The organism is Streptomyces sp. BHT-5-2 (assembly GCF_019774615.1).
Lineage (GTDB): Bacteria > Actinomycetota > Actinomycetes > Streptomycetales > Streptomycetaceae > Streptomyces.
This window is the reverse complement of record NZ_CP081496.1, coordinates 378590-405055: the sequence shown is the minus strand read 5'-3', so window position 1 is coordinate 405055 and position 26466 is coordinate 378590. Positions and strand designations below refer to the sequence as shown.

17 protein-coding genes are annotated in these 26466 nt (G+C 72.7%); 11 read left to right on the top strand and 6 right to left on the bottom strand.

Translation table 11 applies throughout. The annotated features are described in order from the left end of the window. The first annotated feature begins 8 nt into the window (after positions 1–8). The 3 genes from K2224_RS01665 (at position 9) to K2224_RS01655 (ending at position 8524) form a co-directional block, all read left to right on the top strand. Complete coding sequence (locus tag K2224_RS01665) at positions 9–2852, top strand: discoidin domain-containing protein (RefSeq protein WP_221904873.1); 2844 nt, start codon at positions 9–11, stop codon at positions 2850–2852. A 140-nt stretch (positions 2853–2992) separates the two neighbouring features. After that, on the top strand, positions 2993–7021 hold the full coding sequence (locus K2224_RS01660; RefSeq protein ID WP_221904872.1) for an ABC transporter ATP-binding protein: 4029 nt from the start codon (positions 2993–2995) through the stop codon (positions 7019–7021). 84 nt (positions 7022–7105) lie between these two features. Beyond that, positions 7106–8524: a S28 family serine protease gene (locus K2224_RS01655; protein ID WP_221904871.1), complete on the top strand. Its 1419-nt coding sequence runs from the start codon at positions 7106–7108 to the stop codon at positions 8522–8524. A 117-nt stretch (positions 8525–8641) separates the two neighbouring features. Here the strand turns inward: K2224_RS01655 and K2224_RS01650 are convergent, their stop codons facing one another. The 3 genes from K2224_RS01650 to K2224_RS01640 form a co-directional block, all read right to left on the bottom strand. Further along, positions 8642–10462: a glycoside hydrolase family 3 protein gene (locus K2224_RS01650; RefSeq protein ID WP_221904870.1), complete on the bottom strand. Its 1821-nt coding sequence runs from the start codon at positions 10460–10462 to the stop codon at positions 8642–8644. A gap of 512 nt (positions 10463–10974) precedes the next feature. Next, the gene (locus K2224_RS01645) at positions 10975–11832 is read right to left on the bottom strand and encodes a sugar phosphate isomerase/epimerase (protein WP_221904869.1); all 858 of its coding nucleotides are present in this window, start codon (positions 11830–11832) and stop codon (positions 10975–10977) included. Positions 11833–12047: 215 nt separating this feature from the next. Beyond that, positions 12048–13235 carry a LacI family DNA-binding transcriptional regulator gene (locus tag K2224_RS01640; RefSeq protein ID WP_221904868.1) on the bottom strand — a complete coding sequence of 396 codons (1188 nt, stop codon included), beginning with the start codon at positions 13233–13235 and terminating at the stop codon, positions 12048–12050. 177 nt (positions 13236–13412) lie between these two features. On the opposite strand from K2224_RS01640, the gene K2224_RS01635 reads away from it, so the two are divergent. From K2224_RS01635 to K2224_RS01615, 5 genes are all read left to right on the top strand, one after another. Next, the gene (locus K2224_RS01635) at positions 13413–14561 is read left to right on the top strand and encodes a Gfo/Idh/MocA family protein (protein WP_221904867.1); all 1149 of its coding nucleotides are present in this window, start codon (positions 13413–13415) and stop codon (positions 14559–14561) included. Then, positions 14558–15727, top strand: coding sequence for a dihydrodipicolinate synthase family protein (locus K2224_RS01630; protein ID WP_221904866.1), 1170 nt, complete (start codon positions 14558–14560; stop codon positions 15725–15727). The genes K2224_RS01635 and K2224_RS01630 overlap by 4 nt, the downstream gene beginning before the upstream one ends. Further along, positions 15724–16572: a sugar phosphate isomerase/epimerase gene (locus K2224_RS01625; RefSeq protein WP_221904865.1), complete on the top strand. Its 849-nt coding sequence runs from the start codon at positions 15724–15726 to the stop codon at positions 16570–16572. Before K2224_RS01630 ends, K2224_RS01625 begins: the two co-directional genes overlap by 4 nt. 75 nt (positions 16573–16647) lie before the next feature. Beyond that, the gene (locus K2224_RS01620) at positions 16648–18858 is read left to right on the top strand and encodes an ATP-dependent RecD-like DNA helicase (protein ID WP_221904864.1); all 2211 of its coding nucleotides are present in this window, start codon (positions 16648–16650) and stop codon (positions 18856–18858) included. Positions 18859–19034: 176 nt separating this feature from the next. Further along, a complete protein-coding gene (locus tag K2224_RS01615) occupies positions 19035–20324 on the top strand; it encodes a citrate synthase (protein ID WP_221904863.1) in 1290 nt (429 codons plus the stop codon). Positions 20325–21032: 708 nt separating this feature from the next. Here the strand turns inward: K2224_RS01615 and K2224_RS01610 are convergent. After that, positions 21033–21317 carry a heavy-metal-associated domain-containing protein gene (locus tag K2224_RS01610; RefSeq protein ID WP_221904862.1) on the bottom strand — a complete coding sequence of 95 codons (285 nt, stop codon included), beginning with the start codon at positions 21315–21317 and terminating at the stop codon, positions 21033–21035. Between the two features lie 257 nt (positions 21318–21574). Here K2224_RS01610 and K2224_RS01605 point away from each other — a divergent pair, with 257 nt between their 5' ends. Together K2224_RS01605 and K2224_RS01600 are read left to right on the top strand one after the other, a co-directional pair. Continuing rightward, a complete protein-coding gene (locus tag K2224_RS01605; RefSeq protein ID WP_221904861.1) occupies positions 21575–22270 on the top strand; it encodes a DedA family protein in 696 nt (231 codons plus the stop codon). Between the two features lie 30 nt (positions 22271–22300). After that, positions 22301–22870: a GNAT family N-acetyltransferase gene (locus K2224_RS01600; RefSeq protein ID WP_221904860.1), complete on the top strand. Its 570-nt coding sequence runs from the start codon at positions 22301–22303 to the stop codon at positions 22868–22870. Positions 22871–22957: 87 nt separating this feature from the next. Here K2224_RS01600 and K2224_RS01595 read toward each other — a convergent pair whose 3' ends face one another. Next, entirely contained in the window at positions 22958–24010 is a 1053-nt protein-coding gene (locus K2224_RS01595) for a TSUP family transporter (protein WP_399017408.1), read from the bottom strand. Next, a complete protein-coding gene (locus K2224_RS01590) occupies positions 24007–25041 on the bottom strand; it encodes a Gfo/Idh/MocA family oxidoreductase (protein ID WP_221904859.1) in 1035 nt (344 codons plus the stop codon). The genes K2224_RS01595 and K2224_RS01590 overlap by 4 nt, the downstream gene beginning before the upstream one ends. A gap of 329 nt (positions 25042–25370) precedes the next feature. Between K2224_RS01590 and K2224_RS01585 the strand changes: the two genes are divergently transcribed. Further along, positions 25371–26447, top strand: a complete 1077-nt coding sequence (locus K2224_RS01585) for a LacI family DNA-binding transcriptional regulator (RefSeq protein WP_221904858.1) — start codon at positions 25371–25373, stop codon at positions 26445–26447. Positions 26448–26466: the final 19 nt, after the last annotated feature.

Genomic DNA, 26466 nt, shown 5'->3' with positions numbered 1-26466 from the left:
GGAGCAGCATGGACCACACGGAACGGACGGCGCGGCAGGGCGCGCGGAACGACGACACGGCGCGCCCGGAGCCGCCGGCCGCCCCTCCACGGGCGACCCGTAGGCGACGCGGGACGCTCGCCGCCCTGATAGCCGGCACCCTCGTCGCGGCCCTCGCCCCGGCGACCGCCGCCACCGCGGGGACCCCCGGGCCGGCGGCCGCCGGGTCCGCCTCCTGCACCGCCGACGGCTGGGCCCCCACCGCCACCGCCATCGACCCCAAGGACAGCCACCACGCCTACGTCGGCAACGGCTACCTCGGCCAGCGGGTCCCGCCCAACGGCATGGGCTACGCCGCCCCCGGCGGCACCACCGGCTGGCCCCTGAAGACCCCCGAGTACGACGGGTCCTTCGTCTCCGGCCTCTACGCCAAGGGCCCCGCCGACCTCAAGGGCCGCCAGGCGATAGCCGCCCTGCCCACCTGGACCACCCTCGACGTCACCACCGGCGGCCCGCACCCCGAGACCTTCTCCTCGGCCACCGCACCCGGCCGCATCAGCAACTACCGCCAGACCCTCTCCCTGCGCTGCGGCTTCGTCCGCACCTCGCTGACCTGGACCGCCGCCGACGGCCGGGCCACCGACCTGGTCTACGACGTGCTCGCCGACCGCGCCGACGCGCACACCGCCGCGGTCCGGCTGCGGATGACCCCGCACTGGACCGGCCGGACGACCGTCACCGACACCCTCGACGGCCGCGGCGCCCGCCGCATGCAGCCGTCCGGACCCACCCCCCGCGACCGCACCGCCCCACCCGGCACCGTCACCGTCGGCTTCCGCACCGACGGCACCGGCACCGAGGGCGCCGTCGCCTCCACCCTCCGCGCCGGCCGCGGCATACCGGACACCCGCCCCAGCCCCGAGCCGCCCGCCAGGGCCACCGGCTCCGGCGCCACCACCGCCGAACAGCTCAGCGCCCACCAGCGCCTGACCTTCCCGGTCCACCGCGGCCGCACCTACGAACTGACCAAGTACGTCGGCGTGGACACCGCGCTCACCTCCCACGGCCCCCGCACCACCGCCGAGAACGCCTCCCGCCGCGCCGCCGACTCCGGCTGGGCCGACCTCACCGCCCGGCACCGCGCCGCCTGGCAGAAGCTCTGGCGCAGCGACATCGAGGTCGCCGGACAGCCCGAGCTCCAGTCCTGGATCCGCTCCGCCGAGTACGGACTCCTGGCCGCGACCCGCCGAGGCAGCGCCAACAGCATCGGCCCCACCGGCCTGACCAGCGACAACTACGCCGGCGAGATCTTCTGGGACGCCGAGACCTGGATGTACCCCGGACTCCTGGCCACCCACCCCGACCTCGCCCGGTCCATCGTCGACTACCGCTACCGCACCCGGGACGCCGCCCGCGCCAACGCCCGCCGCCTCGGCTACCAGGGCCTCTTCTACTCCTGGACCAGCGGCGGCACCGGCGACCTGTGGACCGAGTGCCACAGCTGGGACCCGCCGCACTGCAAGACCCAGAACCACCTCATGGGCGACATCTCGCTGGCCGCCTGGCAGTACTACCTCGCCACCAAGGACACCGCCTGGCTGAAGTCCCGCGGCTGGCCCGTCCTTTCGGGCATCGCCGACTTCTGGGCCTCCCGCGCCACCCGCAACGCCGACGGCAGCTACTCGATCAAGAACGTCGCCGGCCCCGACGAGTACAGCAACGGCGTCGACGACGCGGTCTTCACCAACGCCGGCGCCGCCACCGCCCTGCGCGACGCCGCCCGCGCCGCCACCCTCCTGGGCCGACCCGTCCCTGCCGCCTGGAAGACCGTCGCCGACAAGCTGCGCATCCCCTACGACGGCAACCGCAAGATCTTCGAGCAGTACGCCGGCTACAAGGGCACCACCATCAAGCAGGCCGACACCGTGCTCCTGATGTACCCGCTGCAGTGGCCCATGACCCGGCAGCAGGCCGCCGCCACCCTCGACTACTACGCCGCCCGCACCGACCCCGACGGCCCCGCCATGACCGACTCGGTGCACGCCGTCGACGCCGCCGCCCTCGGCGAACCCGGCTGCGCCACCTACACCTACCTCCAGCGCGCCATCAGGCCGTTCGTCCGCGGGCCGTTCGCGGAGTTCTCCGAGGCCCGCGGCGACAAGGCCGGCGCCGGCGACCCGCACGCCGGCCGCCCCGCCCAGGACTTCCTCACCGGCAAGGGCGGCTTCCTCCAGGTCTTCACCAACGGCCTGACCGGCCTGCGGATGACCGAGGACCGGGTACGCCTGGACCCGATGCTGCCGCCGCAGCTCTCCGCCGGCGTCACCCTGCGCGGACTGCACTGGCAGGGCCGCACCTTCGACGTCGCGCTCGGCGCCCACCAGACCACCGTCCGCCTCACCTCCGGGCCCGCCCTGCCGCTCGCCACCCCCGAGGGCGACAAGCTCGTCAGCCGCGGCGTCCCCACCGTCCTCAAGACCCGCCGGCCCGACCTCGCCGCCACCACCGACGCCGCCCGGTGCACCACCGCCACCGCCGGCTCCGAGGAACCCGGCATGTACGCCGGCGCCGCCGTCGACGGCAACACCACCACCGCCTGGGTCCCGGACGCTGCCGACGGCACCCTCACCGTCGACCTCGGCCGCACCGTCACCATCGGCCGGATCACCCCGCACTGGACCGCCACCCGCCCGACGTCCTACACCGTCCAGATCTCGCGCGACGGCCGCCACTGGACCGGCACCGACGCCGCGGGCCGCAGCACCGCCCGCTACGTCCGCGTCACCGTCCACGGCGACCACCGCCCCGCACCCGGCGGCAAACCCGCCCCGCGCCCGGGCATCACCGAGCTGACGGTGACACGGGCGCAGTGACCCGAGCCCGGGACCCCCTAGGGGTCCCGGGCCCGTCCTGCGGGATGTCCCGGATTTCTCCGGCCGGACTGTTACGGCGGGATGAAATCCGGGGCCCTCGGCGTTGGCCCGTGCGGCAGACGACGCATGGGAGGCATCGGGTGGCGGGGACGGACACGACACACAAGGGATGGGCACGGCGGCTGGGCCGGGACTGCTGGCGCCACCGCAAGGACGTGCTGCTGGCGCTCGGCGCCTCGCTCGCCGGGATGGCGGTCACGGCCCTCGTCCCGCTCATCCCCAAGCTGATCATCGACGACGTGATCGTCCGGCACGAGCGGGCCCTCGCCCCCTGGGCCACCCTCCTCGTCGCCGCCGCCCTCGTCGTCTACGTCCTCACCTACCTCCGCCGCTTCTACGGCGGCCGGCTCGCCCTGGACGTCCAGCACGACCTGCGCACCCGCATGTTCGACGCGATAGCCGGCCTCGACGGCCGCCGCCAGGACGAACTCAGCACCGGCCAGGTCGTCGGCCGCGCCACCAGCGACCTCCAGCTCATCCAGAGCCTGCTCTTCATCCTCCCGATGATGATCGGGAACATCCTCCTCTTCGCCGTCTCGCTCGCCGTGATGGCCGTCCTCTCCCCGCTCCTGACGGTCATCGCGCTGGCCGTCGCCCCCGCCCTGTGGATCATCGCCCGCCGCAGCCGCACCCGCCTCTTCCCCGCCACCTGGTACGCCCAGGGCCAGGCCGCCGCGGTCGCCTCCGTCGTGGACGGCGCGGTCTCCGGCGTCCGGGTCGTCAAGGGCTTCGGCCAGGAGGAGCAGGAGACCGGCAAACTCCGCGCCGTCGGCCGCCGGCTGTTCGCCGCCCGGCTGCGCACCGTCCGGCTCAACGCCCGCTACACCCCCGCCCTCCAGGCCGTCCCCTCCCTCGGCCAGGTCGCGATGCTGGCACTCGGCGGCTGGATGGCCACCCGGGGCCACATCACCCTCGGCACCTTCGTCGCCTTCTCCACCTACCTCGCGCAACTGGTCGGCCCCGTCCGGATGCTCGCCATGATGCTCACCGTCGGCCAGCAGGCCCGCGCCGGCGTCGAGCGGGTCTACGAACTCATCGACACCGAGCCGACCATAGAGGAGCACCCGGACGCCCGCGCCCTGCCCGCCGACGCCCCCGCGACCGTCGTCTTCGACCACGTCACCTTCGGCTACGGCCCGCACCACGACCCCGCCGCCGACGAGACCGCCGACCGCCCGGACCGGCCCGTCCGCCCGGTGCTCGACGAATTCTCACTGCGCATGGACGCCGGCGAGACGGTCGCCGTCATCGGCGCCTCCGGCAGCGGCAAGTCCACCGTCTCCCTGCTGCTGCCCCGCTTCTACGACGTCACCGCCGGCCGCGTCCTCGTCGGCGGCCACGACGTCCGCGACCTCACCCTGGAATCCCTGCGCGCCGCCATCGGCCTCGTCCCCGAGAGCAGCTTCCTCTTCTCCGACTCCATACGGGACAACATCGCCTACGGTCACCCCGAGGCCACCGACGAGCAGATCCGCGCCGCCGCCCGCGCCGCCCAGGCCGACGGCTTCATCACGGCGCTGCCGAACGGCTACGACACCGAAGTCGGCGAACAGGGCCTGACCCTCTCCGGCGGCCAGCGGCAGCGCATCGCCCTGGCCCGCGCCATCCTCACCGACCCCCGGCTGCTGGTCCTCGACGACGCCACCTCCGCCGTCGACGCCCGCGTCGAGCACGAGATCCACGAGGCGCTGCGCGGCGTCATGGCCGGCCGCACCACCCTCCTGATCGCCCACCGTGCCTCCACCCTGGCACTCGCCGACCGGATCGCGGTCCTCGACGGCGGCCGGCTCGTCGACGTCGGCACCCAGGAGGAACTGGCCGGCCGCTGCGCCCTCTACCGCCGGCTGCTGACCGACCCCGAGGAACTCGGCGGCGTCCCCCACGACCCGGCGGGCGCCGCAGGCCGCGCCGTGCACGACGACGGCACCGGCGGCGTCTTCGACGGCGAGTACGCCGCCTCCGGCACCGCCGCACTGCTGGAGCCCGCCACCGACGGCGACCGGCCGCACCCCGCCGCCGGCCCCCGCCGCCCCGAACCCCTCATCGACGCCGCCCCGGACGCACCCGCCGACCCCGACGCCGCGGCCGCCACCGGCAGCATCACCCCCGAACTCTGGGTCCGCCGCGAGGAGGAGGCCGAGGCGGGCGCCGCCGGCCCCGCCCCCCGCGGCACCCCCGCCACCGGCCCCGGCATCGCCACCGCCATGGCCGGCAGCCCCGCCACCCCCGAACTCCTCGCCCAGGTCGCCGCGCTGCCCCCCGCCGCCGACACCCCCGACGTCGACGAGACCGCCGCCGTCCGCCCCGAGCCCTCCTACGGCCTGCGCCGCCTGCTGCACGGCTTCGGCCGCCCGCTCCTGGTGGCCCTCCTCCTCGTCGCCGTGGACGCGGTCGCCTCCCTGCTGCTCCCGGTCCTCATCCGGCAGGGCATCGACGACGGCGTCCGCCGCGGCATCCTCGCCGGCGTCTGGACCGCCGCCGGGCTCGCACTGGCCGTGGTCGCCGTCCAATGGGTCGCACAGATCGGCGCCAACCGCATGACCGGCCGCACCGGCGAACGCGTCCTGTACGCCCTCCGCCTGAAGATCTTCGCCCAGCTCCAGCGCCTCGGCCTCGACTACTACGAGCGCGAACTCACCGGCCGGATCATGACCCGGATGACCACCGACGTCGACGCGCTGTCCACCTTCCTCCAGACCGGCCTGGTCACCGCCGTCGTCTCGGTCCTCACCTTCTTCGGCATACTCGTCGCCCTCTTCGCCATCGACGTCCAGCTCGCCCTGGTCGTCTTCGCCACCCTGCCCCCGCTCGCCCTGGCCACCTACGTCTTCCGCAAGCGCAGCGTCAAGGCGTACGAGCTCGCCCGTGAACGCATCAGCACCGTCAACGGCGCCCTCCAGGAGAGCGTCGCCGGACTCCGGATCGTCCAGGCGTTCCGCCGCGAGGGCCACGGCGCCGAACGGTACGCCGCACACAGCGACGCCTACCGCCGGGCGCGGGTGCGCGGCCAGTTCCTGATATCCGTCTACTTCCCGTTCGTCCAGCTGCTGTCCTCCGTGGCGGCCGCCCTGGTCCTGGTCGTCGGCGCCGACCGGATCGGCGCACACACCCTCACCGCCGGCGCCCTGGTCGCCTACCTCCTCTACATCGACCTGTTCTTCGCCCCCGTCCAGCAGCTCTCCCAGGTCTTCGACGGCTACCAGCAGGCGTCCGTCTCGCTCGGCCGGATCGGCGAACTGCTCGCCCGGCCCACCTCCACCCCGCCCGCCGAACACCCCCGCCCCGTCCCCGCGCTCCGCGGCGCCCTCTCCTTCGAGGACGTCCACTTCCACTACGGCGACCACGACGAACCGGCCCTGACCGGCATCGACCTCACCATCCCCGCCGGCCAGACCGTCGCCTTCGTCGGCGAGACCGGCGCCGGCAAGTCCACCCTCGTCAAACTCGTCGCCCGCTTCTACGACCCGACCTCCGGCACGGTCCGCGTCGACGGCACCGACCTGCGCGAACTGGACCTGACCGGCTACCGCCGCCGGCTCGGCGTCGTCCCCCAGGAGTCCTACCTCTTCCCCGGCACCGTCCGCGACGCCATCGCCTACGGCCGCCCGGACGCCACCGACGCCGAAGTGGAGGCCGCCGCCCGCGCCGTCGGCGCCCACCCCATGATCGCCACCCTCGACGGCGGCTACCTCCACCAGGTCGCCGAACGCGGCCGCAACCTCTCCGCCGGACAGCGCCAACTCCTCGCCCTGGCCCGCGCCGAACTCACCGACCCCGACGTCCTGCTGCTCGACGAGGCCACCGCCGCCCTGGACCTGGCCACCGAAGCCGTCGTCAACCAGGCCACCGACCGGCTCACCGGCGGCACCACCGGAGCCCGCACCGCCCGCCCGTCGCCCGACCGCCACCCCTCCTCGAGCGCCGGCGCGCGCACCACCTTGATCGTCGCCCACCGCCTCACCACCGCCGCCCGCGCCGACCGCGTCGTCGTCCTCGACCACGGCCGGATCGTCGAGGACGGCACCCACGCCCAACTCCTCGCCCGCGACGGCCGTTACGCACAGCTGTGGCGGACCTTCACCGGCGAGGAGGAGCCCCTCACGGTGTGATCTCAGCGCCCCAATGGGGGCTGGTGGTGCCCCCGCCGCGCGGATAGGTTCGGCCCGACCTCTGTCACCCCAAGGGGAGGGCCCATGCGCAAGGGCAGAAGATGGCTGCTGACGCTCGCCGTACTCATAAGTGCGGCGAGCGTCGGCGCACCAGCGGGAGCGGCCACCACCGCCGGACCCGGCACCACCGACATCAAGGACCGGATCCTCGCGATCCCCGGAATGCGCCTCGTCGAGGAGAAACCGGTCGACGACTACCGCTACTTCGTCCTCGAATACACCCAGCCGATCGACCACCGGCACCCGGAGAAGGGCACGTTCCAGCAGCGGCTGACCCTGCTCCACAAGTCCGTGGACCGCCCGACGGTGTTCTTCACCTCCGGCTACAACGTCAGCACCACCCCGTCCCGCAGCGAACCCACCAAGATCATCGACGGTAACCAGGTCTCCCTGGAATACCGCTACTTCACCCCGTCCCGCCCGGTGCCCACCGACTGGAAGAAACTCGACATCCAGCAGGCCGCCACCGACCAGCACCGCGTCTTCCAGGCGCTGCACACGCTCTACCCCAAGAACTGGATCGCCACCGGCGGCAGCAAGGGCGGCATGACCGCCACCTACTACCGCCGCTTCTTCCCGCACGACATGAACGGCACCGTCGCCTACGTCGCCCCCAACAACACCGACCGCGACGACACCACCCCCTACGACCGCTTCTTCGCCACCGTCGGCACCCCCGAGTGCCGCGCCGCCGTCGGCCGCATCGAACGCGAGGCACTGCTCCGCCGCGACGAGATGGTCAACCGCTACGAGAAGTGGGCCGGCGAGAACAAGCGCACCTTCAGCCTCATCGGCACCGCCGACCGCGCCTACGAAGTCCTCGTCACCGACCTGGTCTTCGGCTTCTGGCAGTACCAGCCCGCCAAGACCGCCTGCGCCCAGGTGCCCGCACCCACCGCCTCCACCGACACCCTGTGGACCTGGATCGACAAGGTCGGCGGCTTCGACTCCTACACCGACCAGGGCCTGGCGAAGTTCGAGCCGTACTACTACCAGGCGGGCACCCAGCTCGGCGAGCCCAAGTACCACTACCCCAACCTCCGCGGCCTGCTGCGCTACCCGGGCATCAACGACTCCCGCAGCTTCGTGCCCCGGTCGATCCCCATGCGCTTCGACCGGCGCGCCATGCCCGACGTCGACCGCTGGGTCCGGCATCACGCCACCCGCATGATGTTCGTCAACGGGCAGTACGACCCCTGGAGCGCCAAGCACTTCGAACTCGGCCGCGGCGCCCGGGACTCGTACCTCTTCACCGTGCCCGGCGGCAACCACGGCGCCGACATCGCGACGCTCAAGGACGCCGACCGCACCAAGGCCACCGCCGAACTGCTCACCTGGGCCGGGCTCCCGGTGCCCGCCGACGGCCGGGCCGTCGCCCAGGCCCCGGCCGACAGCCGCCTCGACCGCTCGCAGCTCTCCCGGAGCACGACCCTGCGGCCGTGACGCGGCCCTAGGCCCGCGCCCCCCCGCGCGCCCTGCCGGACGGCACACGGGCGCCCGGACGCGCGGCGGGTGCGTGTCCTCCCGAGGCGAGGACACGCACCCACCGGCCCGCCGCCCTCAGTACCGCAGCCCGTGCCCGATCTGGTACAGCGCGGTCTGCGGCGCGTCCGCGCGCATTATCGGCACCGGCAGCCGGCCCTTCGGATCCCGCCGCCCGGCGATCACCCGGGCCGCCGCCCGCAGCTCCACATCCGTCCACGAATAGCTGGCCAGCGCCGCCTCCACACCGTCCAGCAGGGCGATGTCGTACGGATTGCGGATCGCCAGCTGCACCACCGGCTTCCCCGTGGCCAGCAGCTCCGCGACCAGCGTCCGCTGCGCCGACGACGCGGTGACGTCGTACGTCGCCACCACCGCCGCGTCCCGCCGGCCCAGCGCCGCCCGCGCCCGGGCGATCGCCTGCCGGGACGGCGCCGTCCCGGTGGACAGCGCGGTGGCCTCGAACCCCAGCCGGGTCAGCTCCCGCGCCAGGACCTCGGTCGGCGGGCCGCCGGTGCCGGTCGGCGCGGCCGGGTCCACCCCGGCCACCAGCAGCCGCCCGGTCCGCCGCCGGGACAGCGGCAGCAGCCCGCCGTCGTTCCGCAGCAGCGTCGTGGTGCGGTCCGCGATCCGGTCCGCGGCGACCCGGTGGGCCCGCGTCCCCACCACCCGGTCCACCTGCTGCCGCGAGGTGTACGGGTCGTCGAACAGCCCCCGGCGTTCCTTCAGCAACAGGATCCGCAGCAGCTTGGCGTCGATCTCCCGCTCGCTCAGTTCCCCGTCCCGCAGCGCCCGGACGACCGCGCCGTGCGCGACCGACAGATCCGGCGGGTTCAGCAACTGGTCCACCCCGGCCCTCAGCGCCAGCACCGGCACCCGGTCGTCCCCGTATTTCACCCGGACGCCCTCCATGCCGAGCGAATCGGTCACCACCACCCCGTCGTAACCCAGCCGCTCCCGCAGGATGCCGGTGACGATCGGCCGGGACAGCGTCGCCGGATCACCACTGGGGTCGAGGGCCGGCACCACGATGTGCGCCGTCATCACCGAGTCGATCCCGGCGGCGATCGCCGCCTTGAAGGGCGGCGCGTCCAGCCGCTCCCACTCCTCGGCGCTGTGGTGGATGTACGGCAGCCCGACGTGGCTGTCGGTATCGGTGTCCCCGTGCCCGGGGAAGTGCTTGGCACACGCCGCCACCCCCGCGTCCTGATAGCCGCCCACCTGGGCCGCGACCATACGGGCCACCGCCTCCGGGTCGGCCCCGAAGGAGCGGACGCCGATGACCGGGTTGGCGGGGTTCACATTGACGTCCGCGTCCGGCGCGTAGTCCTGCCGGAGGCCCATCGCCCGCAACTCCTGCCCGGAGATCCGCCCGGCCGTTCGGGCGTCCTCCACGGACCCGCCGGCACCCAGCGCCATCGCCCCGGGCAGCAGCGTCGCCGGCTCCCCGATCCTCGCCACTATGCCGTGCTCCTGGTCGGTGGAGATCAGCACCGGGACGGGCACGCGCAGGTCGGCGGCGGCATCCTGGATGCCGTTGGACAACTCGGCGATCTGGTGCGGGTCGCGGGTGTTGTGCGCCCAGCCGAAGTAGATGATGCCGCCGACGTGGTACCTGGCGATCAGCTCGGCGGCGTTGTCGACCCCGATCTCCTTGCGGTTGGCCGCGACGTCGGCGGGGTCCGGGTCGGTGGCGGACTCCCCGTACACCCGCATCACGAAGAGTTGCCCCGCCTTCTCCTCCGGCGACATCCGGGCGATGAGCCGGCGCAGCCGGTCCAGGGTGGCGCGCGAGGGCTGCGGAGTGGGGGAGGGGACGGAGTGCGCGGGGCCGGCGCCCAGGGCGGCGGTCGCTGCGGCTGCGGCGGCGGTGGTCAGGACGGTACGTCTGGAGTGCATCTGCGCTCCTTCCGGGGGGCTTCCTCGAACGCGTGAAGGAAACTTCCAAGGAGACACGGATAGCCGGAAAACAACTGCCGGTCAATGACGGTGGACGTCGGCGTCGTTCAGGGATTGCGGTGGCGGGTGGGGTGTGGTGGGGTTGCGGTGGGGCGGGGTTGGGCTCGCGCGTGCTTCCTTATACTTGCAACGATTACGGAGAGTGATTTGTTCCTTACGGTGGGCCTGTCTGCGGTGGCGGCCTGATCCTGGCGGTGGCGGTGACGGTGTTGCTTGTCTCTGTGTTGTCGGGTGCTGGGTGAGGTGCTGTTCCTGTCTGTATGGCCTGGCCCGTCCCGGCCAGGTTTGCCGCGCACCTGGGGCATCGGCCCTGGTCCGGTCTGCCGCGCACCTGGGGCATCGCCTCGACTGGCGTGCCGCCGCTCGTGCTTGTGCGGGCCGGTGCCCGTCTGCCCCGTCTTCATGGGGCCGGCCCGCCTGCCTTGGTGTGCATCCGTTTCCTCTTCCTCGAGTCAGCCTTGGTTGCTCGCCTCCTCGGTCAGCCGGTCCAGGTGTGCCCGGCCCTGCTTCAGCAGGGCCGGGAGTTCCGCCGCGTTCGGATACCAGCGCTTCTCGTATTCCCAGCACCACCAGTCGATGCGCCCGGGATCGAGTGTCGTCACCACTGTCGTCACCACTTCCGCTAGTGGCAGTGCTCCGGCTCCCAGCTGAAGCGGCGTCAGGTCGTGAGGCGATGCCACGTCTTTGACCTGTACGTATCCGAGATGTCGGCCCAGTGCGGCGCGGGTCGCCGTGGGGGCCTCCCCGCCGAGCCAGCTGTGCAGCACATCCCACAGCGCGCCCACGTGTGGATCGTCCACCGCGTCCAGGATCCGGGCCGCTGCTGCTCCGGTGCGGTGCGAGTCATGGGTCTCCAGCAGTACCCGCACCCCGCGCTCGGCGGCCAGTGGTGCCACCGCGGCCAGTCGCCGGACTGCGTCCGCCGCCGCGTGCTCCGCCGGACGGTCGCCGCCGCCGGGGAAGACCCGGACGTACCGGGCACCCAAGTCGGCTGCCAGCAGGACCAGTTCGGTCAGTTCGTGCGCCAGCGCCGCCTCGGCCGCCGCCCCGGGACACTCCGCCGCGACCTTGGCGTACCCGGCGACGGCCAGGACCTGCACGCCCGCGTCCGCGAAGCGCCCGCGCACCGCCGCGCGTTCCCGTATGCCCAGCAGTGGGTGGACCGGCTCCTCGGGGTGGGCCCGCAGCTCCACCCCCTGATATCCGTACTGGGCGGCCAGCCGCACCACCTCATCCACCGGCATTCCCGGCACCCCGAGCGTCGAAAAAGCAGGCCGGATGCCGACCAGTGCGCCGCGATCCTCGTCCATATCGCCTCCCGTCGTGTCCCGTCGTATCCGTCCCGCTCGTCCCGCCTGTCCTGTCTGGCCCGTCTGTTCGTTCCGTTCGTCCCGCCTGTCCAGCCTGTGCCTTCTGTTCGTCCCGCCCGTCAGTCCTGTCTTCCGGCGCCTTTGTCCGCGTCCGCATCCCCGTCCGCGTCCCCGTCCGCCCCGTTGACCTTCAGTGCCGTGCTGGGTGTGTCACGTCAGCCGCCAGACCTGCCCGAGCCGGTCCCACCCGAAACCGCGCCGCGGACGCCCTCGACGGCGGTCGCCCCGGACCGCACCGGCCCCGTCGACTCCCGGACCAGCAGCTCCGCGGGCAGCGTCGCCACCCCGCCCGGCGGTGGCGCCACCCGCCCCACCGCCAGCCGCCCGGCCCGCGCCCCGGCCTCCCGCAGCGGCAGTCGCACGGTGGTGAGCGCGGGCGTGGCGTCGGCGCTGAACGGCAGATCGCCGAAACCGGCGACCGAGACGTCCTCGGGTATTCGCAGGCCCCGGTCGCGCAGCGCCGCGCACACGCCCAGGGCGGCGGTGTCGTTGGCCGCCACGACGGCCGTCAGCGCAGGTTCCCGGCGCAGCAGCTCCAGGGCCGCGTCATAGCCCGAGGCGCGGTCGTAGGCCCCGGGGACCGTCCGCTCCGGTGCGTCCGCTATGCCGTGTGCGGCGAGCGCGTCGCGGTGGCCGGCCAGGCGCTCGGCGGTGGTGGTGCGGCCGGCCGGGCCCGCGACGCAGCCGATCCGGAGGTGTCCCAGCGCCAGCAGATGCCCCGTCAGCCGCCGGGCGCCGCCGCGGTTGTCGAACGCCAGGGTGATGGGTGGTGTGGCGGCTCGGGGCCGTCCGGTGAGACGTGGAGGTCTCCTCTTCGTCTTTGCCTCCTGCCCGTCCTGGGCGCTGGGCGGCTCCGGGCGGGGGCGGCCGCACAGCACCACCCTGGTGCCCGCCTCGGTCAGTCGAGCCAATCGGGCGGCGAGTGCCCGAGCGTGCCCCGGATCCTCCTGGGCGCCGCCGGTCAGCACCACCGCGGCCGCCCGCTGCCGCTGGAGACGGGTGAGATAGTCCAGCTCGCGCTCGGGGGAGCCGCCTGTACTGCACACCACCGCCAGCTTCTCGCCCCAGGGGCCGGCGGTCCCGCCCAACTCCCCCTGGACGGCGCCCGCCAGCACCCCGAAGAACGGGTCGGCGATGTCGTGGACCAGGATGCCCACCAGGTCCGAACCGGCGCCGGCCAGTGCGCTCGCCGGGCCGTCGACGACGTACTCCAGCTCCGCCACCGCCTGCAGCACCCGGCCGCGGGTGCCCTCCGTCACCCGATAGCGTCCGCCGAGCACCCGCGAGACGGTCGCCGACGACACCCCCGCGCGTGCCGCCACATCCGCCAGCGTCACCGCCATCACGCACCTCCCGCACGTCTCGATGTCCGCTCAATGCCTGCCGAACACACCCTTGTTGGCGACCTGCCACGCAGGCTAGCGTCCGTTCTCGAAGAAAGCGCTTACTGTCCACAGGCACCCCTCCGCACCTCCCACTCCGCACCCACTCCGCCCACCGAGCGCGAGAGAGGCCGGGCCGTGACACGCAGGACCGTACGCATCGCCATGAACGGCGTGACCGGGCGCATGGGCCACCGCCAGCACCTGGTCCGCTCCCTTCTCGCCCTGCGTGACCAGGGTGGACTCCCGCTCGACGACTCCACGGTGATCTGGCCGGAGCCGGTGTTGGTCGGCCGCTCCGGGCCGCGGGTCCGGGCGCTGGCAGACCGGTACGGCCTCGCCTGGAGCACCGATCTCGACACCGTCCTCGCCGACGACACCGTCGAGATCTACTTCGACGCCCAGGTGACCGCCGCCCGCGTACCGGCCGTGAAGAAAGCGCTTGCCGCCGGTAAGCACCTCTACGTGGAGAAGCCCACCGCCACCCGCACGACCGAGGCCCTGGAACTCGCCCGGCTCGCCCAGGAGGCCGGCGTCAAACACGGCGTCGTCCAGGACAAGCTCTTCCTCCCGGGGCTACGGAAACTCCGGCGCCTCCTGGACGGCGGCTTCTTCGGCCGGGTCCTGTCCGTGCGGGGCGAGTTCGGCTACTGGGTCTTCGAGGGCGACCGGCAGTCGGCCCAGCGCCCCTCCTGGAACTACCGTGCCGAGGACGGCGGCGGCATCGCCTCCGACATGTTCCCGCACTGGGAGTACGTGCTGCGCGAGCTGTTCGGGCCGGTCCGCGCCGTCCAGGCCCGGGTCGCCACCCACCTCCCGCGCCGCTGGGACGAGTCCGGCGCCCCCTACGAGGCCACCGCCGACGACGCGGCGTACGCCCTCTTCGAACTGGACGGCGGCGTCCTGGCCCAGATCAACTCCTCCTGGGCGGTCCGGGTGCACCGCGACGAACTCCTGGAGTTCCAGGTCGACGGAACCGAGGGCTCCGCCGTCGCCGGCCTGCGCCGCTGCCGCGTCCAGCACCGCGCCACCACCCCCAAACCCGTCTGGAACCCCGACCTCCCTTCCACCGAGCCGTTCCGCGACCAGTGGCAGGAGGTTCCCGACAACGGGGAGTTCGACAACGCCTTCAAGGCCCAGTGGGAGCTCTTTCTCCGGCATGTGGTGGCCGACGGGCCCTGGCACTGGGACCTCTGGGCGGGCGCCCGCGGCGTCCAGCTCGCCGAACTGGGCCTGCGCTCCTCGGCGGAGGGCCGCCGGCTGCCCGTTCCGGAGCCGTCCCGGTGACCGCGCCGGGGCCCGCCTCCCCGTCCGGGACGTCGCCGCGGCCGCGCTCCCGTACGGTCTTCGCCGCCGCCCATGTGGTCGCCGACCCGCGCGCCGACACCACACCGGACGGCCCGGCCGCCCTCGACTGGGACGCCACCCTCGCCTTCCGCCACCACCTGTGGGCGCACGGGCTGGGCGTGGCCGAGGCGATGGACACCGCGCAGCGCGGCATGGGCCTGGACTGGCCGCGCGCCGCCGAGCTGATCCGCCGTACGGCCGCCGAGGCCCGTACCGTCGGCGGCCTTCTGGCCTGCGGCATCGGTACCGACCAACTCCCGCCGTCCGGTGCCACGTTGGCCGATGTCCGGGCCGCCTACGAGGAGCAGCTCGCCGTGGCCGAGGACGCCGGCGCCCGGCCCGTCCTGATGGCGTCCCGCCAGCTCGCCGCGCTCGGCGCCGGCCCGGACGCCTACCGCGACCTCTACGGCCACCTGCTGCGCCAGACCTCCCGTCCGGTGATCCTGCACTGGCTCGGCCCGATGTTCGACCCGGCGCTGGCCGGTTACTGGGGCGGTGGGGACCTCGACGCCGCCACGGAGACCCTGCTCGGCATCGTCGCCGACCATCCCGGCGCGGTGGACGGTGTCAAGGTCTCCCTCCTGGACGCCTCCCGGGAGGTACGGCTGCGCCGCCGGCTGGCGGCAGTCGGGGCGGACGCAAGGACCTCGGGCAAGGAGGAGGGTGCGGGCGTGCGCTGCTACACGGGCGACGACTTCCACTATCCGGAGCTGATCGCCGGCGACGCCCACGGCTTCAGCGACGCCCTGTTGGGCGTCTTCGACCCGCTCGCCCCACTGGCCGCCGAGGCCCTGTGCCGTCTCGACGCCGGCGACCCGGCCGGCTTCCGCGCCGTCCTCGATCCGACCCTGCCCCTGGCCCGGCATCTCTTCGCGCCGCCCACCCGCTACTACAAGACCGGCGTGGTCCTGCTCGCCTGGCTGGCCGGGCACCAGTCGCACTTCACCATGGTCGGTGGTCTGCAGTCCGCCCGCTCCCTGCCGCATCTGCGCCGCGCCCACGAACTCGGCGCCGCGCTGGGCCTGTTCCCCGACCCGGACCTGGCCGCCGCCAAAATGCGCGCGCTGCTGGCCGTCCATGGTTGCGAGGAGGCGGGCAGCCTGTGACGTACACCGAGCCGCCGCCCCTGCTCTCCCGTCTGAGCCTCAATCAGGAGACGATCCGGCAGTGGTCGCTGCCCGAACTCGCCGACGGCTGCGCCCGGGCGGGCCTGCGGGGCGTCGGCCTGTGGCGGGCTCCGGTGCGCGCCTACGGGGTGCGCGCCGCGGCCCGTCTCGTACGGGACGCCGGGCTGGCCGTCACCAGTCTCTGCCGGGGCGGCTTCTTCACGGCCGAGGATCGGGGGGAGCGCCGGGCGGCCCTGGCCGACAACCGGGCGGCCGTCGAGGAGGCGGCGGCCCTGGGGACCGACACCCTGGTCCTGGTCTCCGGCGGGCTGCCGCCGGGCAGCCGGGATCTGCCCGGCGCCCGGGAGCGGGTCGCCGACGCGCTCGCCGAACTGGCCCCGTACGCGGCAGAGCGCGGCGTGCGGCTGGCCCTGGAACCGCTCCACCCGATGTACGCGGCGGACCGGTGCGTGGTCTCCACGCTCGCCCAGGCCCTGGATCTGGCGGAGCGGTTCCCCGCCGACCAGGTGGGCGTGGTGGTGGACACCTACCACCTTTGGTGGGACGACACGCTCGCCGCGCAGCTCGCCCGCGCCGCCCACCCCTGCCGCATCGCCGCCTTTCAGCTCGCCGACTGGATCACCCCGCTCCCGGAGGGGGTCCTGCTGGGGCGCGGGCAGTTGGGCGACGGCGCGGTGGATCTGCGCTGGTTCCGTGAACGGGTCGACGCGGCCGGCTACCGGGGACCCATCGAGGTGGAGATCTTCAATCCGGCCCTGTGGTCCCGCGACGGCGCAGAGGTTCTCACGGAGGTCGTCGCCCGTTTCACCGCCCATGTCGCTTGACGCCCGCCGCCGTCGCCCGCCCGGCTCCCGCACCGTCCCCGCCGCGCTGTCAGCGCCCGGCGGTACCGTCGAGGCATGGTCAACGCAGCCGTGGTGGAAGGGGTCCTGGAGCGGATCACCTACGCCAACGAGGAGAACGGTTACACCGTCGCCCGGGTCGACACCGGCCGTGGCTCCGGTGAGCTGCTGACCGTCGTCGGCGCACTGCTGGGCGCGCAGCCGGGGGAGTCGCTCCGGCTGGAGGGCCGCTGGGGCTCCCACCCCCAGTACGGCAAGCAGTTCACGGTGGAGAACTACACCACCGTCCTGCCCGCGACCGTCCAGGGCATCCGCCGCTATCTGGGCTCGGGCCTGATCAAGGGCATCGGTCCCCGGATCGCCGACCGCATCACGGAGCACTTCGGCATCGACACCCTCGACGTCATCGAGAAGGACCCGGGGCGCCTGATCGAGGTGCCCGGTCTGGGGCCCAAGCGCACCAGGCTGATCGGCGCCGCCTGGGAGGAGCAGAAGGCCATCAAGGAGGTCATGGTCTTCCTCCAGGGCGTCGGTGTGTCCACGTCCATCGCGGTGCGGATCTACAAGAAGTACGGCGACGCGTCGATCTCCGTGGTGCGGAATCAGCCCTACCGCCTGGCGGCCGACGTCTGGGGCATCGGTTTCCTGACCGCCGACCGGATCGCCCAGTCGGTGGGCATCCCGCACGACAGCCCGGAGCGGGTCAAGTGCGGCCTCCAGTACGCCCTGTCGCAGTCCACGGACCAGGGGCACTGCTTCCTGCCCGAGGAGCAACTGATCGCGGACGCGGTGAAGTTGCTCCAGGTGGACACCGGTCTGGTCATCGACTGCCTGGCCGAGCTGGCCGAGGATCCGGAGGGCGTGGTCCGGGAGAAGGTCCCCGGTGCGGAGGGCGGCGATCCGGTCACCGGGGTGTATCTGGTGCCGTTCCACCGCGCGGAGATCTCCCTGGCCGGGCGGCTGACCCGCCTGCTGCGCACCGGCGACGACCGGATGCCGTCCTTCCAGGGGGTCGACTGGGACCGGGCGCTGGCCTGGCTGGCGCGGCGCACCGGGGCGCGGTTGGCCGCCGAGCAGCAGGCGGCGGTCCGTCTGGCGCTGACGAGCAAGGTCGCGGTGCTCACGGGCGGTCCGGGCTGCGGCAAGTCCTTCACGGTCCGTTCGGTGGTCGAGCTGGCCCGAGCCAAGCAGGCCCGGGTGGTGCTGGCGGCGCCCACGGGCCGGGCGGCCAAGCGGCTGGCGGAGTTGACGGGGGCGGACGCCTCCACCGTGCACCGCCTGCTGGAGCTCAAGCCGGGCGGGGACGCCGCCTACGACGCGGACCGTCCGCTGGACGCCGATCTGGTGGTGGTCGACGAGGCGTCGATGCTGGATCTGCTGTTGGCGAACAAGCTCGTCAAGGCGGTCCCGCCGGGCGCCCATCTGCTCCTGGTGGGGGATGTGGACCAGCTGCCGTCGGTGGGCGCCGGCGAGGTCCTGCGCGATCTGTTGGCCGAACCGGGCCCGATCCCCGCGGTGCGGCTGACGAAGATCTTCCGCCAGGCCCAGGAGTCCGGTGTGGTCACCAACGCGCACCGCATCAATTCCGGAGTCCCCCCGCTGACCAGCGGCCTGAAGGACTTCTTCCTGTTCCCCGAGGAGGACGCGGAGGAGGCCGCCCGGTTGACGGTGGACGTGGTGGCGCGCCGTATCCCGGCGAGGTTCGGCCTCGATCCGCGCCGGGACGTCCAGGTGCTGGCCCCCATGCACCGTGGCCCGGCCGGTGCGGGGGCGCTCAACGGCCTGCTCCAGCAGGCGGTGACCCCGGCGCGTCCGGATCTGCCCGAGCGCCGCTTCGGCGGCCGGGTCTTCCGCGTCGGCGACAAGGTCACCCAGATCCGGAACAACTACGAGAAGGGCCGCAACGGCGTCTTCAACGGCACGGTGGGGGTGGTCACGGCCCTGGACGCCGTCGAGCAGCAGCTGACGGTCCTCACGGACGAGGACGAGGAGGTGCCGTACGACTTCGACGAACTGGACGAACTCGCCCATGCCTACGCGGTGACGATCCATCGCTCCCAGGGGAGCGAGTATCCGGCCGTGGTGATTCCGGTCACCACCAGCGCCTGGATGATGCTCCAGCGCAATCTGCTCTATACCGCCGTCACCCGGGCGAAGCGCCTGGTGGTGCTGGTGGGCTCGCGCAGGGCCCTCGGCCAGGCCGTACGCACGGTATCCGCCGGTCGTAGGCATACCGCGCTGGATCACCGGCTCACCGGAGCGATGTGAGGTCTCCCCTCTTTCCCAATCGGGGCGAACGGGAGCAGGATGGACTCCAACGCGGCACTGAGTGCCGCGATGAGGCCCTATGGCCGACCCCGAGTGCACATCCAAGGTCCAAATGGGGGAAGGTATAGGCAGTCAGGGCACCTCGAAGAAGAGGCACAACGTCGGTGAGGGATGACGTGAGCGACAACTCTGTAGTACTGCGTTACGGGGACGGCGAATACAGCTACCCGGTCGTCGACAGCACGGTCGGCGACAAGGGCTTCGACATCTCGAAGCTGCGCGCCCAGACCGGTCTGGTGACCCTGGATTCCGGTTATGGCAACACCGCGGCGTATAAATCCGCGATTACCTACCTCGACGGTGAAAAGGGCATCCTGCGTTACCGCGGTTACCCGATCGAGCAGCTCGCCGAGCGCAGCACGTTCGTGGAGACCGCCTACCTCCTCATCAACGGTGAGCTGCCCACCGTCGACGAGCTGGCGACTTTCAAGCAGGACATCACCTACCACACCCTGCTCCATGAGGACGTCAAGCGCTTCTACGACGGCTTCCCCCGGGACGCCCACCCGATGGCCATGCTGTCCTCCGTGGTCAGCGCGCTGTCGACGTTCTACCAGGACAGCCACAACCCGTTCGACGAGCGGCAGCGGAACATCTCCACGATCCGCCTGCTGGCCAAGCTGCCGACGATCGCGGCCTACGCCTACAAGAAGATGGTGGGCCACCCGGTCGTCTACCCGAGCAACGACCTCGGTTACGTCGAGAACTTCCTGCGGATGACCTTCTCGGTCCCCGCCGCCGAGTACGAGCTGGACCCGGTCGTGGTCAGCGCGCTCGACAAGCTGCTGATCCTGCACGCGGACCACGAGCAGAACTGCTCGACCTCCACCGTGCGCCTGGTCGGCTCCTCGCAGGCGAACCTCTTCGCCTCGATCTCGGCGGGCATCAACGCCCTCTGGGGCCCCCTGCACGGCGGCGCCAACCAGTCGGTGCTGGAGATGCTGGAGGGCATCCGGGACGCCGGCGGCGACGTCGACACCTTCATCCGCAAGGTGAAGAACAAGGAAGACGGCGTGAAGCTCATGGGCTTCGGGCACCGCGTCTACAAGAACTTCGACCCCCGGGCGAAGATCATCAAGGCCGCGGCGCACGACGTCCTCTCGGCGCTGGGCAAGGAGGACGAGCTCCTCGACATCGCCCTGAAGCTGGAGGAGCACGCGCTGGCCGACGACTACTTCGTCGAGCGCAAGCTCTACCCGAACGTCGACTTCTACACCGGCCTGATCTACCGGGCGATGGGCTTCCCGACCGAGATGTTCACCGTGCTCTTCGCGCTCGGCCGGCTCCCCGGCTGGATCGCCCAGTGGCACGAGATGATCACCGAGCCCGGTTCCCGCATCGGCCGCCCGCGCCAGGTCTACACCGGTGTGGTCGAGCGCGACTTCGTGCCCGTCCAGGAGCGCTGAGTCCGGTCCTCGCGCAGCGGCCGGACGAGCCCGGCTGCTACGCACTGGTGATCGATAATCGCGTAAACGCGGAGCGCCCGGCGCCGGTCAGGCCGGTGCCGGGGCCGCGTGCGTGCGCGCACAACGAAAAGCGCCCCGCCTCCGGATCCCCCCACGGGTCCAGAGTGCGGGGCGCTTCCCATGTCCCGGTGCGGATTCCCCCCACGGGATCCGGCCGGGCGTTCCGGGTTGCACCGCGCTCTGCCGGGACGCGCACATACGGGAGGGCCGCTCAAAGCTCCCCGGGCGCGTCGCCCCGGCCAACGCGGAGCCGAGCGCGGTCCCCCAAGACCTTGCACGGCTTTCGCAGTGCAAGCCCCGCCGGGGTGCCTGCACTGCCCGGTTAGACTCGCGACCCCCCTCGATGGTTACGTTCCGAAGAGTGTGATCTGAGTCTCATGCCATATGGGGTCGAATACGGTCAAGGACTTCCATTTGGAGATCGACGCCCCGAGGTATGGGTGTTGTGTCAGTTGTAAGGGCCATGTGAATTTTCGTGGCCGTGTTCTGACGTTGTGGCCGTTCGTCGCTGATCGCCCCGGTCTGCGGTGATTACCGTGGGTGCCCGGTTGGGGGAGTGCTTCCCGGGACGCGCGAGGCGCAGGCCGCCCCGCCGGAGCGGGTGCGCCCTGCGCCTCGTGAACGAGCGTGACGGCGTCGTGCCGGAGCTCAGACCTGGCCCACGAGCTCGTAGCCCGCCTCGTCCACCGCCGCGCGCACCGCCGCCTCGTCCAGCGGTGCCTGCGAGGTGACGGTCACCAGGCCGCTCGACGCGACCGCCTGCACCGCGCTCACCCCGGCGATCTCGCCGATCTCGGACGACACTGCGCCCTCGCAGTGCCCGCAGGTCATGCCCGTGACCTTGTAGGTGGTGGTCACCGTGCCGGCCTGGACAGTGCCGCCGCCGGACTGGCGGGAGGCGTCAGGGGTGCAGCAGGAGCTGTTCTCGGTCATGGATTCTCCTCGTGGTGCCGTGTGTGCCGACATGTGCCGGTACGGGCGATCTGGCCGTTGCGCTCAGTGTGGTGCCCGAGTGGTGGGGGAGAGCGTGGTGGCGCGGCCGGTGTCGTCCTCCCGGCTTTCGCAACCTTATACCCCCTAGGGGTATGAATCCAGCCCCGGGGGTCCTCGGTCGCACGCGTTGCCGCTCACCCCACCGCGCGTCAGCCTGGGGAGATGTACTCGGGGCGCGGATCCTAGGAGGCGGCCGGATGGACGGCATATTCGCCCTCTACGGCCTGCTGGCGCTCACCACCCTGCCGCCGCTGGTCCCCAACTTCGCCCTCCTGGTCTCCGCCGGCGTCCTCGCCTCCGAAGGGCACCTCGCCCTGCCCCTCGTCCTGGCCGTCGTGGCGGGCAGCGCCCTGCTCGGCGACGCCCTGATGTACCTCGCCGCCCGGCGGTTCGGCGGTCCGGTCCGCACCTGGATGCTCCGCCGCCCGCGCCGCCGCACGGCACTCGAATGGACCAGTCGGCGGATCCGGTGCCACGGGGTCCCCTTCGTGATCGCCGTGCGGTTCCTGCCCAGTGGGCGGATCGTCGGCCCCCTGGCCTCCGGGGTGCTGCGGTACTCCCCGCGCAAGTACCTGATCGGCGCCGGCCTCGCCGAATCCCTGTGGGCGGCCTACTCCATCGGCCTCGGCTACCTCGGCAGCGCCGCCGCTGCCGGCAACCGCCTCTGCGCTGCGGGCATCGGCCTCGGCGTCTCCGCCCTCGTCGCCATGGCCGGCGGCGGCGTCCAATGGGCCGCCCGCCGCCGTACCCTGCGCGCCCGGAGCGACCGCTGCGTGACCGGCGAACTCCCGCTCGCCGACCGCGGGACGGCCCGTGGGCCGGGGGGCGGGACCGGTCGTGAAGCCGGCTGCGAGGAGGGCGACGACCAGGCGTCCTCCAGCACCCCGGCATGACTGTCAGTGGTCGCCCGTAACGTTGGGGTCATGACGACGGAACGAGAAGACGCAGCAGGCAGGGAAGCGGTCAGGACCGGAGCAGGGGTGCGGATCGAGCCGTGGACGGAAGCCGGTTTCGACCTGCTCCGCAAGGCCAACGCCCCCGAGATGACCCGGTACTTGGGCGGGCCGGAGACCGCGGAGCAGCTCATCCGGCGCCACCGCAGATACCTCGACGCCGAAGGGCCGGGGCGGATGTACCGCATCCTGCTCCTGCCGGACGGCGAGGCCGTGGGCACGGTCGGCTTCTGGCAGCGGGAATGGCAGGGAGCGACCGTCTACGAGACGGGCTGGGGCGTGCTGCCCGGATTCCAGGGCCGCGGCATCGCGACGACCGCGGTCCGGCAGGTCCTCGCCGCGGCCGCCGCCGAAGGACTGCACCGCACCGTCCACGCCTTCCCCTCGGTGGCCAACACCGCGTCCAACGCACTGTGCCGCAAGGCCGGCTTCACCCTCGGGGGAGAGCGCGAACTCGAATACCCCAAGGGCCGTCTCATACGGGTCAACGACTGGTGGGTGGCGCTGCCGGAGCGCACGGGCGGAGCGACGACCGGATGACGCGGTCGGGCGCCGCCGGGTGGGCGGGGCCTCGTCCCGGGCACCCGGTCCCGCCCCTGGGGCGCCCGAGCCCGAGCCCGCCTCGCCTCAGCGCAGCAGACCGATGGCGGCGAGGGCGGTGAAGGCGAGCACCAGCCGCTCGAAGGCGCCCTGGTCGATGCGGTGCACCAGCGCGCGCCCGGCACCCGCACCGACGACCACGGCGAGCGCCAGCCACGCGTCCAGCGCGAGCCCGTCCGCCGTCACCAGCCCCAGCCCTGCGCTGAACGGCACCTTGACGAGATTGACGATCAGAAAGAACCACGCCCCCGTCCCCAGAAACCCGAGCATCCCGAAACCGGAGGAGAGGAGGTACAGCGACATCGCCGGACCCCCGGCGTTGGCGACCATGGTGGCGAAGCCGGCGATCAGCCCGAAGAGCACTGTCCGCAGGCGGTGTTGACGGGGCGTCGGGGTAGTCCCGGTGCTGGCGGGGCTCTCCTGACTCTCCTGGCTCCCCTGAGTCTCCTGATCTTCCCGGCCCTCTTGGCCCTTTCGGCTCTCTCGGCTCTCCTGACTTTCCCGGGCTCGCTTCTGGGCAGGTGTGCGGGGGCGACGGCCGGCCCGGAGCCCGGCCAGGGCGCGGGAGTCGGCGCGGAATCGGGAGCGGGACCGGGACCAGGAGCGGGAGTGGGTGCCGGCGCGAGTTCGTTGCCACCCGTGGTGCACCACCATCGTCAGCAGGAGCACGCCGATGGTGCGCCGCATGACGACGTCATCGGTCCGCGCGACGAACACCACCCCGAGCAACACCCCGGCCGCCACCGACGGCAGCAGCCGGAGCAGCACGGCCCGGTCGGCGTGCCCCCGATAGGCGCGGACGGCCAGTACATCGCCTACGAGCAGCAGCGGAAGGAGGACACCGGTGGATTCCCTGGCCGGGAGCACGGCCGCGAAGAGCGCCACGCTCAGCGCTCCCACGCCGCTGACGGCGGTCTTGGAGAACCCCACCAGCAGCGCGGCGAGCATCAGTGTGGCCCATGGCAGTACGCCCAGCGGCAGTGCGCCCGACTCCGTTCCGGGGGCGGCCGCGAGATGCTGCACCATACCGATGGCAGCGGTCCAGGAGCCGGTCCTGGAGTCGGCTCCTGGACCGGTCACGCGCCGGGGGCCGCCCCGCCGCCCGCGGCGGCCCGGACGTCCGCGACGGCCACCGGTCGACCGGTCCGCCGCGAGCGGTCGCACGCCTCCGCGACATACAGCGCCTCCAGCGCCTCGGCGGGGGTGCAGGGGCTGGGCGTACGGCCCGCGGCCACCTCGACGAAGACCCCCAGCTCGGTCACGTACGCGTCGTGGAAGCGCTCCATGAACGTGGCGTACGGGGCATCGGCCCGCGGCCAGGACAGCTTGGCCTCGGCGGACGGCATCGGTGCCCGGTCGTCCAGGCCGACGAACCGGGCGCCCCGGGAACCGCAGACCTCCAGCCGGACGTCATGGCCCGCGCCGTTGTAGCGGGTCGCGGTGACCGTGGCCAGGGTGTCGTCGTCGAAGCGCAGCAACGCGGCGCAGGTGTCCACGTCGTCGCCGTCGGCGAAGAAGTCCGCGCCGCGGTTGGCGCCCTGGGCGTAGACCGAGACCACCTCGCGGCCGGTCAGCCAGCGCATGATGTCGAAGTCGTGGATGCTGCAGTCCCGGAACAGCCCGCCGGAGGTGGGGATGAAGGCCGCCGGCGGCGGGGACTGGTCGCTGGTGCAGGCGCGCAGGGTGTGCAGCCAGCCCAGCTCGCCGGAGCGGAACGCCGCACGGGCCGCGCGGTACCCGGCGTCGAACCGCCGCTGGAACCCGATCTGTACGGGCACGGTGCTGGCTTCGGCGCGTTCGACGATGGCGCGGGTGCCCGGCACGTCCAGGGCCACCGGCTTTTCGCAGAACACCGGTACGCCTGCGTCCAGGGCCTGATGGATCAGCGCGGCGTGCGCGCTGGTCGCGGCGGTGATCACCACGCCGTCCACGCCTTCCGCGTACATCGCCTCGATGCTGCCGGTCGCCCGTACGCCCAGGGTGTCGGCGAGTGCGGCGGCCCGCGCCGGATCCGCGTCGGCGACGACGAGGCCGGTGACGCCGGGCACGTTCTGCAGGGTCGCGGCATGGAACGCACCGATATGCCCGGTGCCGATGAGACCGATCTTCATGGGGTTCCCTTCGGGAGGCGGAGGAGGGAGGAGAGGGAGAAAGGGGGGCGGGGGAAGGGCGTGTGGGAGGTGGTGGAGGAGGGGCGGGAGGGGGAGGGAGAGCCAGGAGGGGCGGGCCATGGGCGGCCGGGAGGCTGGGGGCGGCGCGAGACGGGTGTGGGGTGGCATGGGGTCACGCGGCGTTGGAACGGTCCAAAAGTTGCCTCCCGGGAACCCTGCATGTCCGTATGTCCGCATGTCAACCCTTGGGTGGGGGTCAACTGCGGGAACGCGGTGGTGTGTTCGTGCATACGTTGACGCCGACCTGCGCCGATGGAAGGATCCCGCCCATGGAACGGTCCAACGAGTCACCGGGCGAATCCCTCGCGGAGCGTCCCGGCGCAGACCGGCCTCCGACGATTCGCGGTGTCGCCGAGCGCGCCGGTGTCTCCAAGTCGCTGGTCTCGCTCGTGCTCCAGGGCTCGCCGCGGGTCAGCGACGCCAGACGGCAGGCCGTGCTGGCCGCCATCGACGAACTGGGCTACCGGCCCAATGCCGCCGCCCGCAGCCTGGTGGCCCGCCGCACCCACACCGTCGGCGTCCTGCTGAACGACATGCGCAACCCCTGGTTCGTTGACGTCCTGGACGGTCTCAACTCCCTGCTGCACGCCCAGGGTCTGCGCATGCTGATGGCCGACGGCCGGCTGGACCGGCGGACCGGCCAGGAGTTCGCCCGCACCTTCCAGGAACTGCGGGTCGACGGTCTGGTCGTCGTCGGCACCCTCCCGGACACCACCGGTCTCGCCGAGGTCGCCGAGCGGCTGCCGACCGTCATCGCCGGCAACCACGAACCCCGGCTGCCGCGGGCCGACATCGTCGCCAACGACGACGAGCGCGGCGCCCGCCTCGCCACCGAGCACCTCATCGGCCTCGGGCACCGACGGATCGCCCATGTCGCCGGACAGGGCCTGGTCGGCGAGCTGCGCCGGCGCGGCTTCGAGGCGGCGATGCGCGACCACGGGCTTACCGCGCAGGCCCAGGTGGCGAGCGGCGACGGGACGGAGGAGGGTGGCTACCGCGCCGCGGTACGGCTGCTCAGCCCGGCCCGGGGCGGTCGCCGGCCCACCGCCGTCTTCGCGTTCAACGACCTCTCCGGGATCGGTGCGTTGTCCGCCGCCGGGGAACTGGGGCTCGACGTGCCCGCCGACCTCTCCCTCGTCGGCTACGACAACACCTACCTCTCCCGCATCCGCCACCTCTGGCTGAACTCGGTCAACAACGCCAGCCACGAGGTGGGACGCCGCGCCGCGCGCTGTCTGCTGGACCGGATGGCGCGCCCCGACGCGCCCGCCGACCATCAACTCGTCACTCCGGAACTGGAGGTCAGAGGCTCCACGGCGCCGCCTCGGGAGGCGGCCGCGCCGTAGCGGCGCGGCGGGCCCGGCT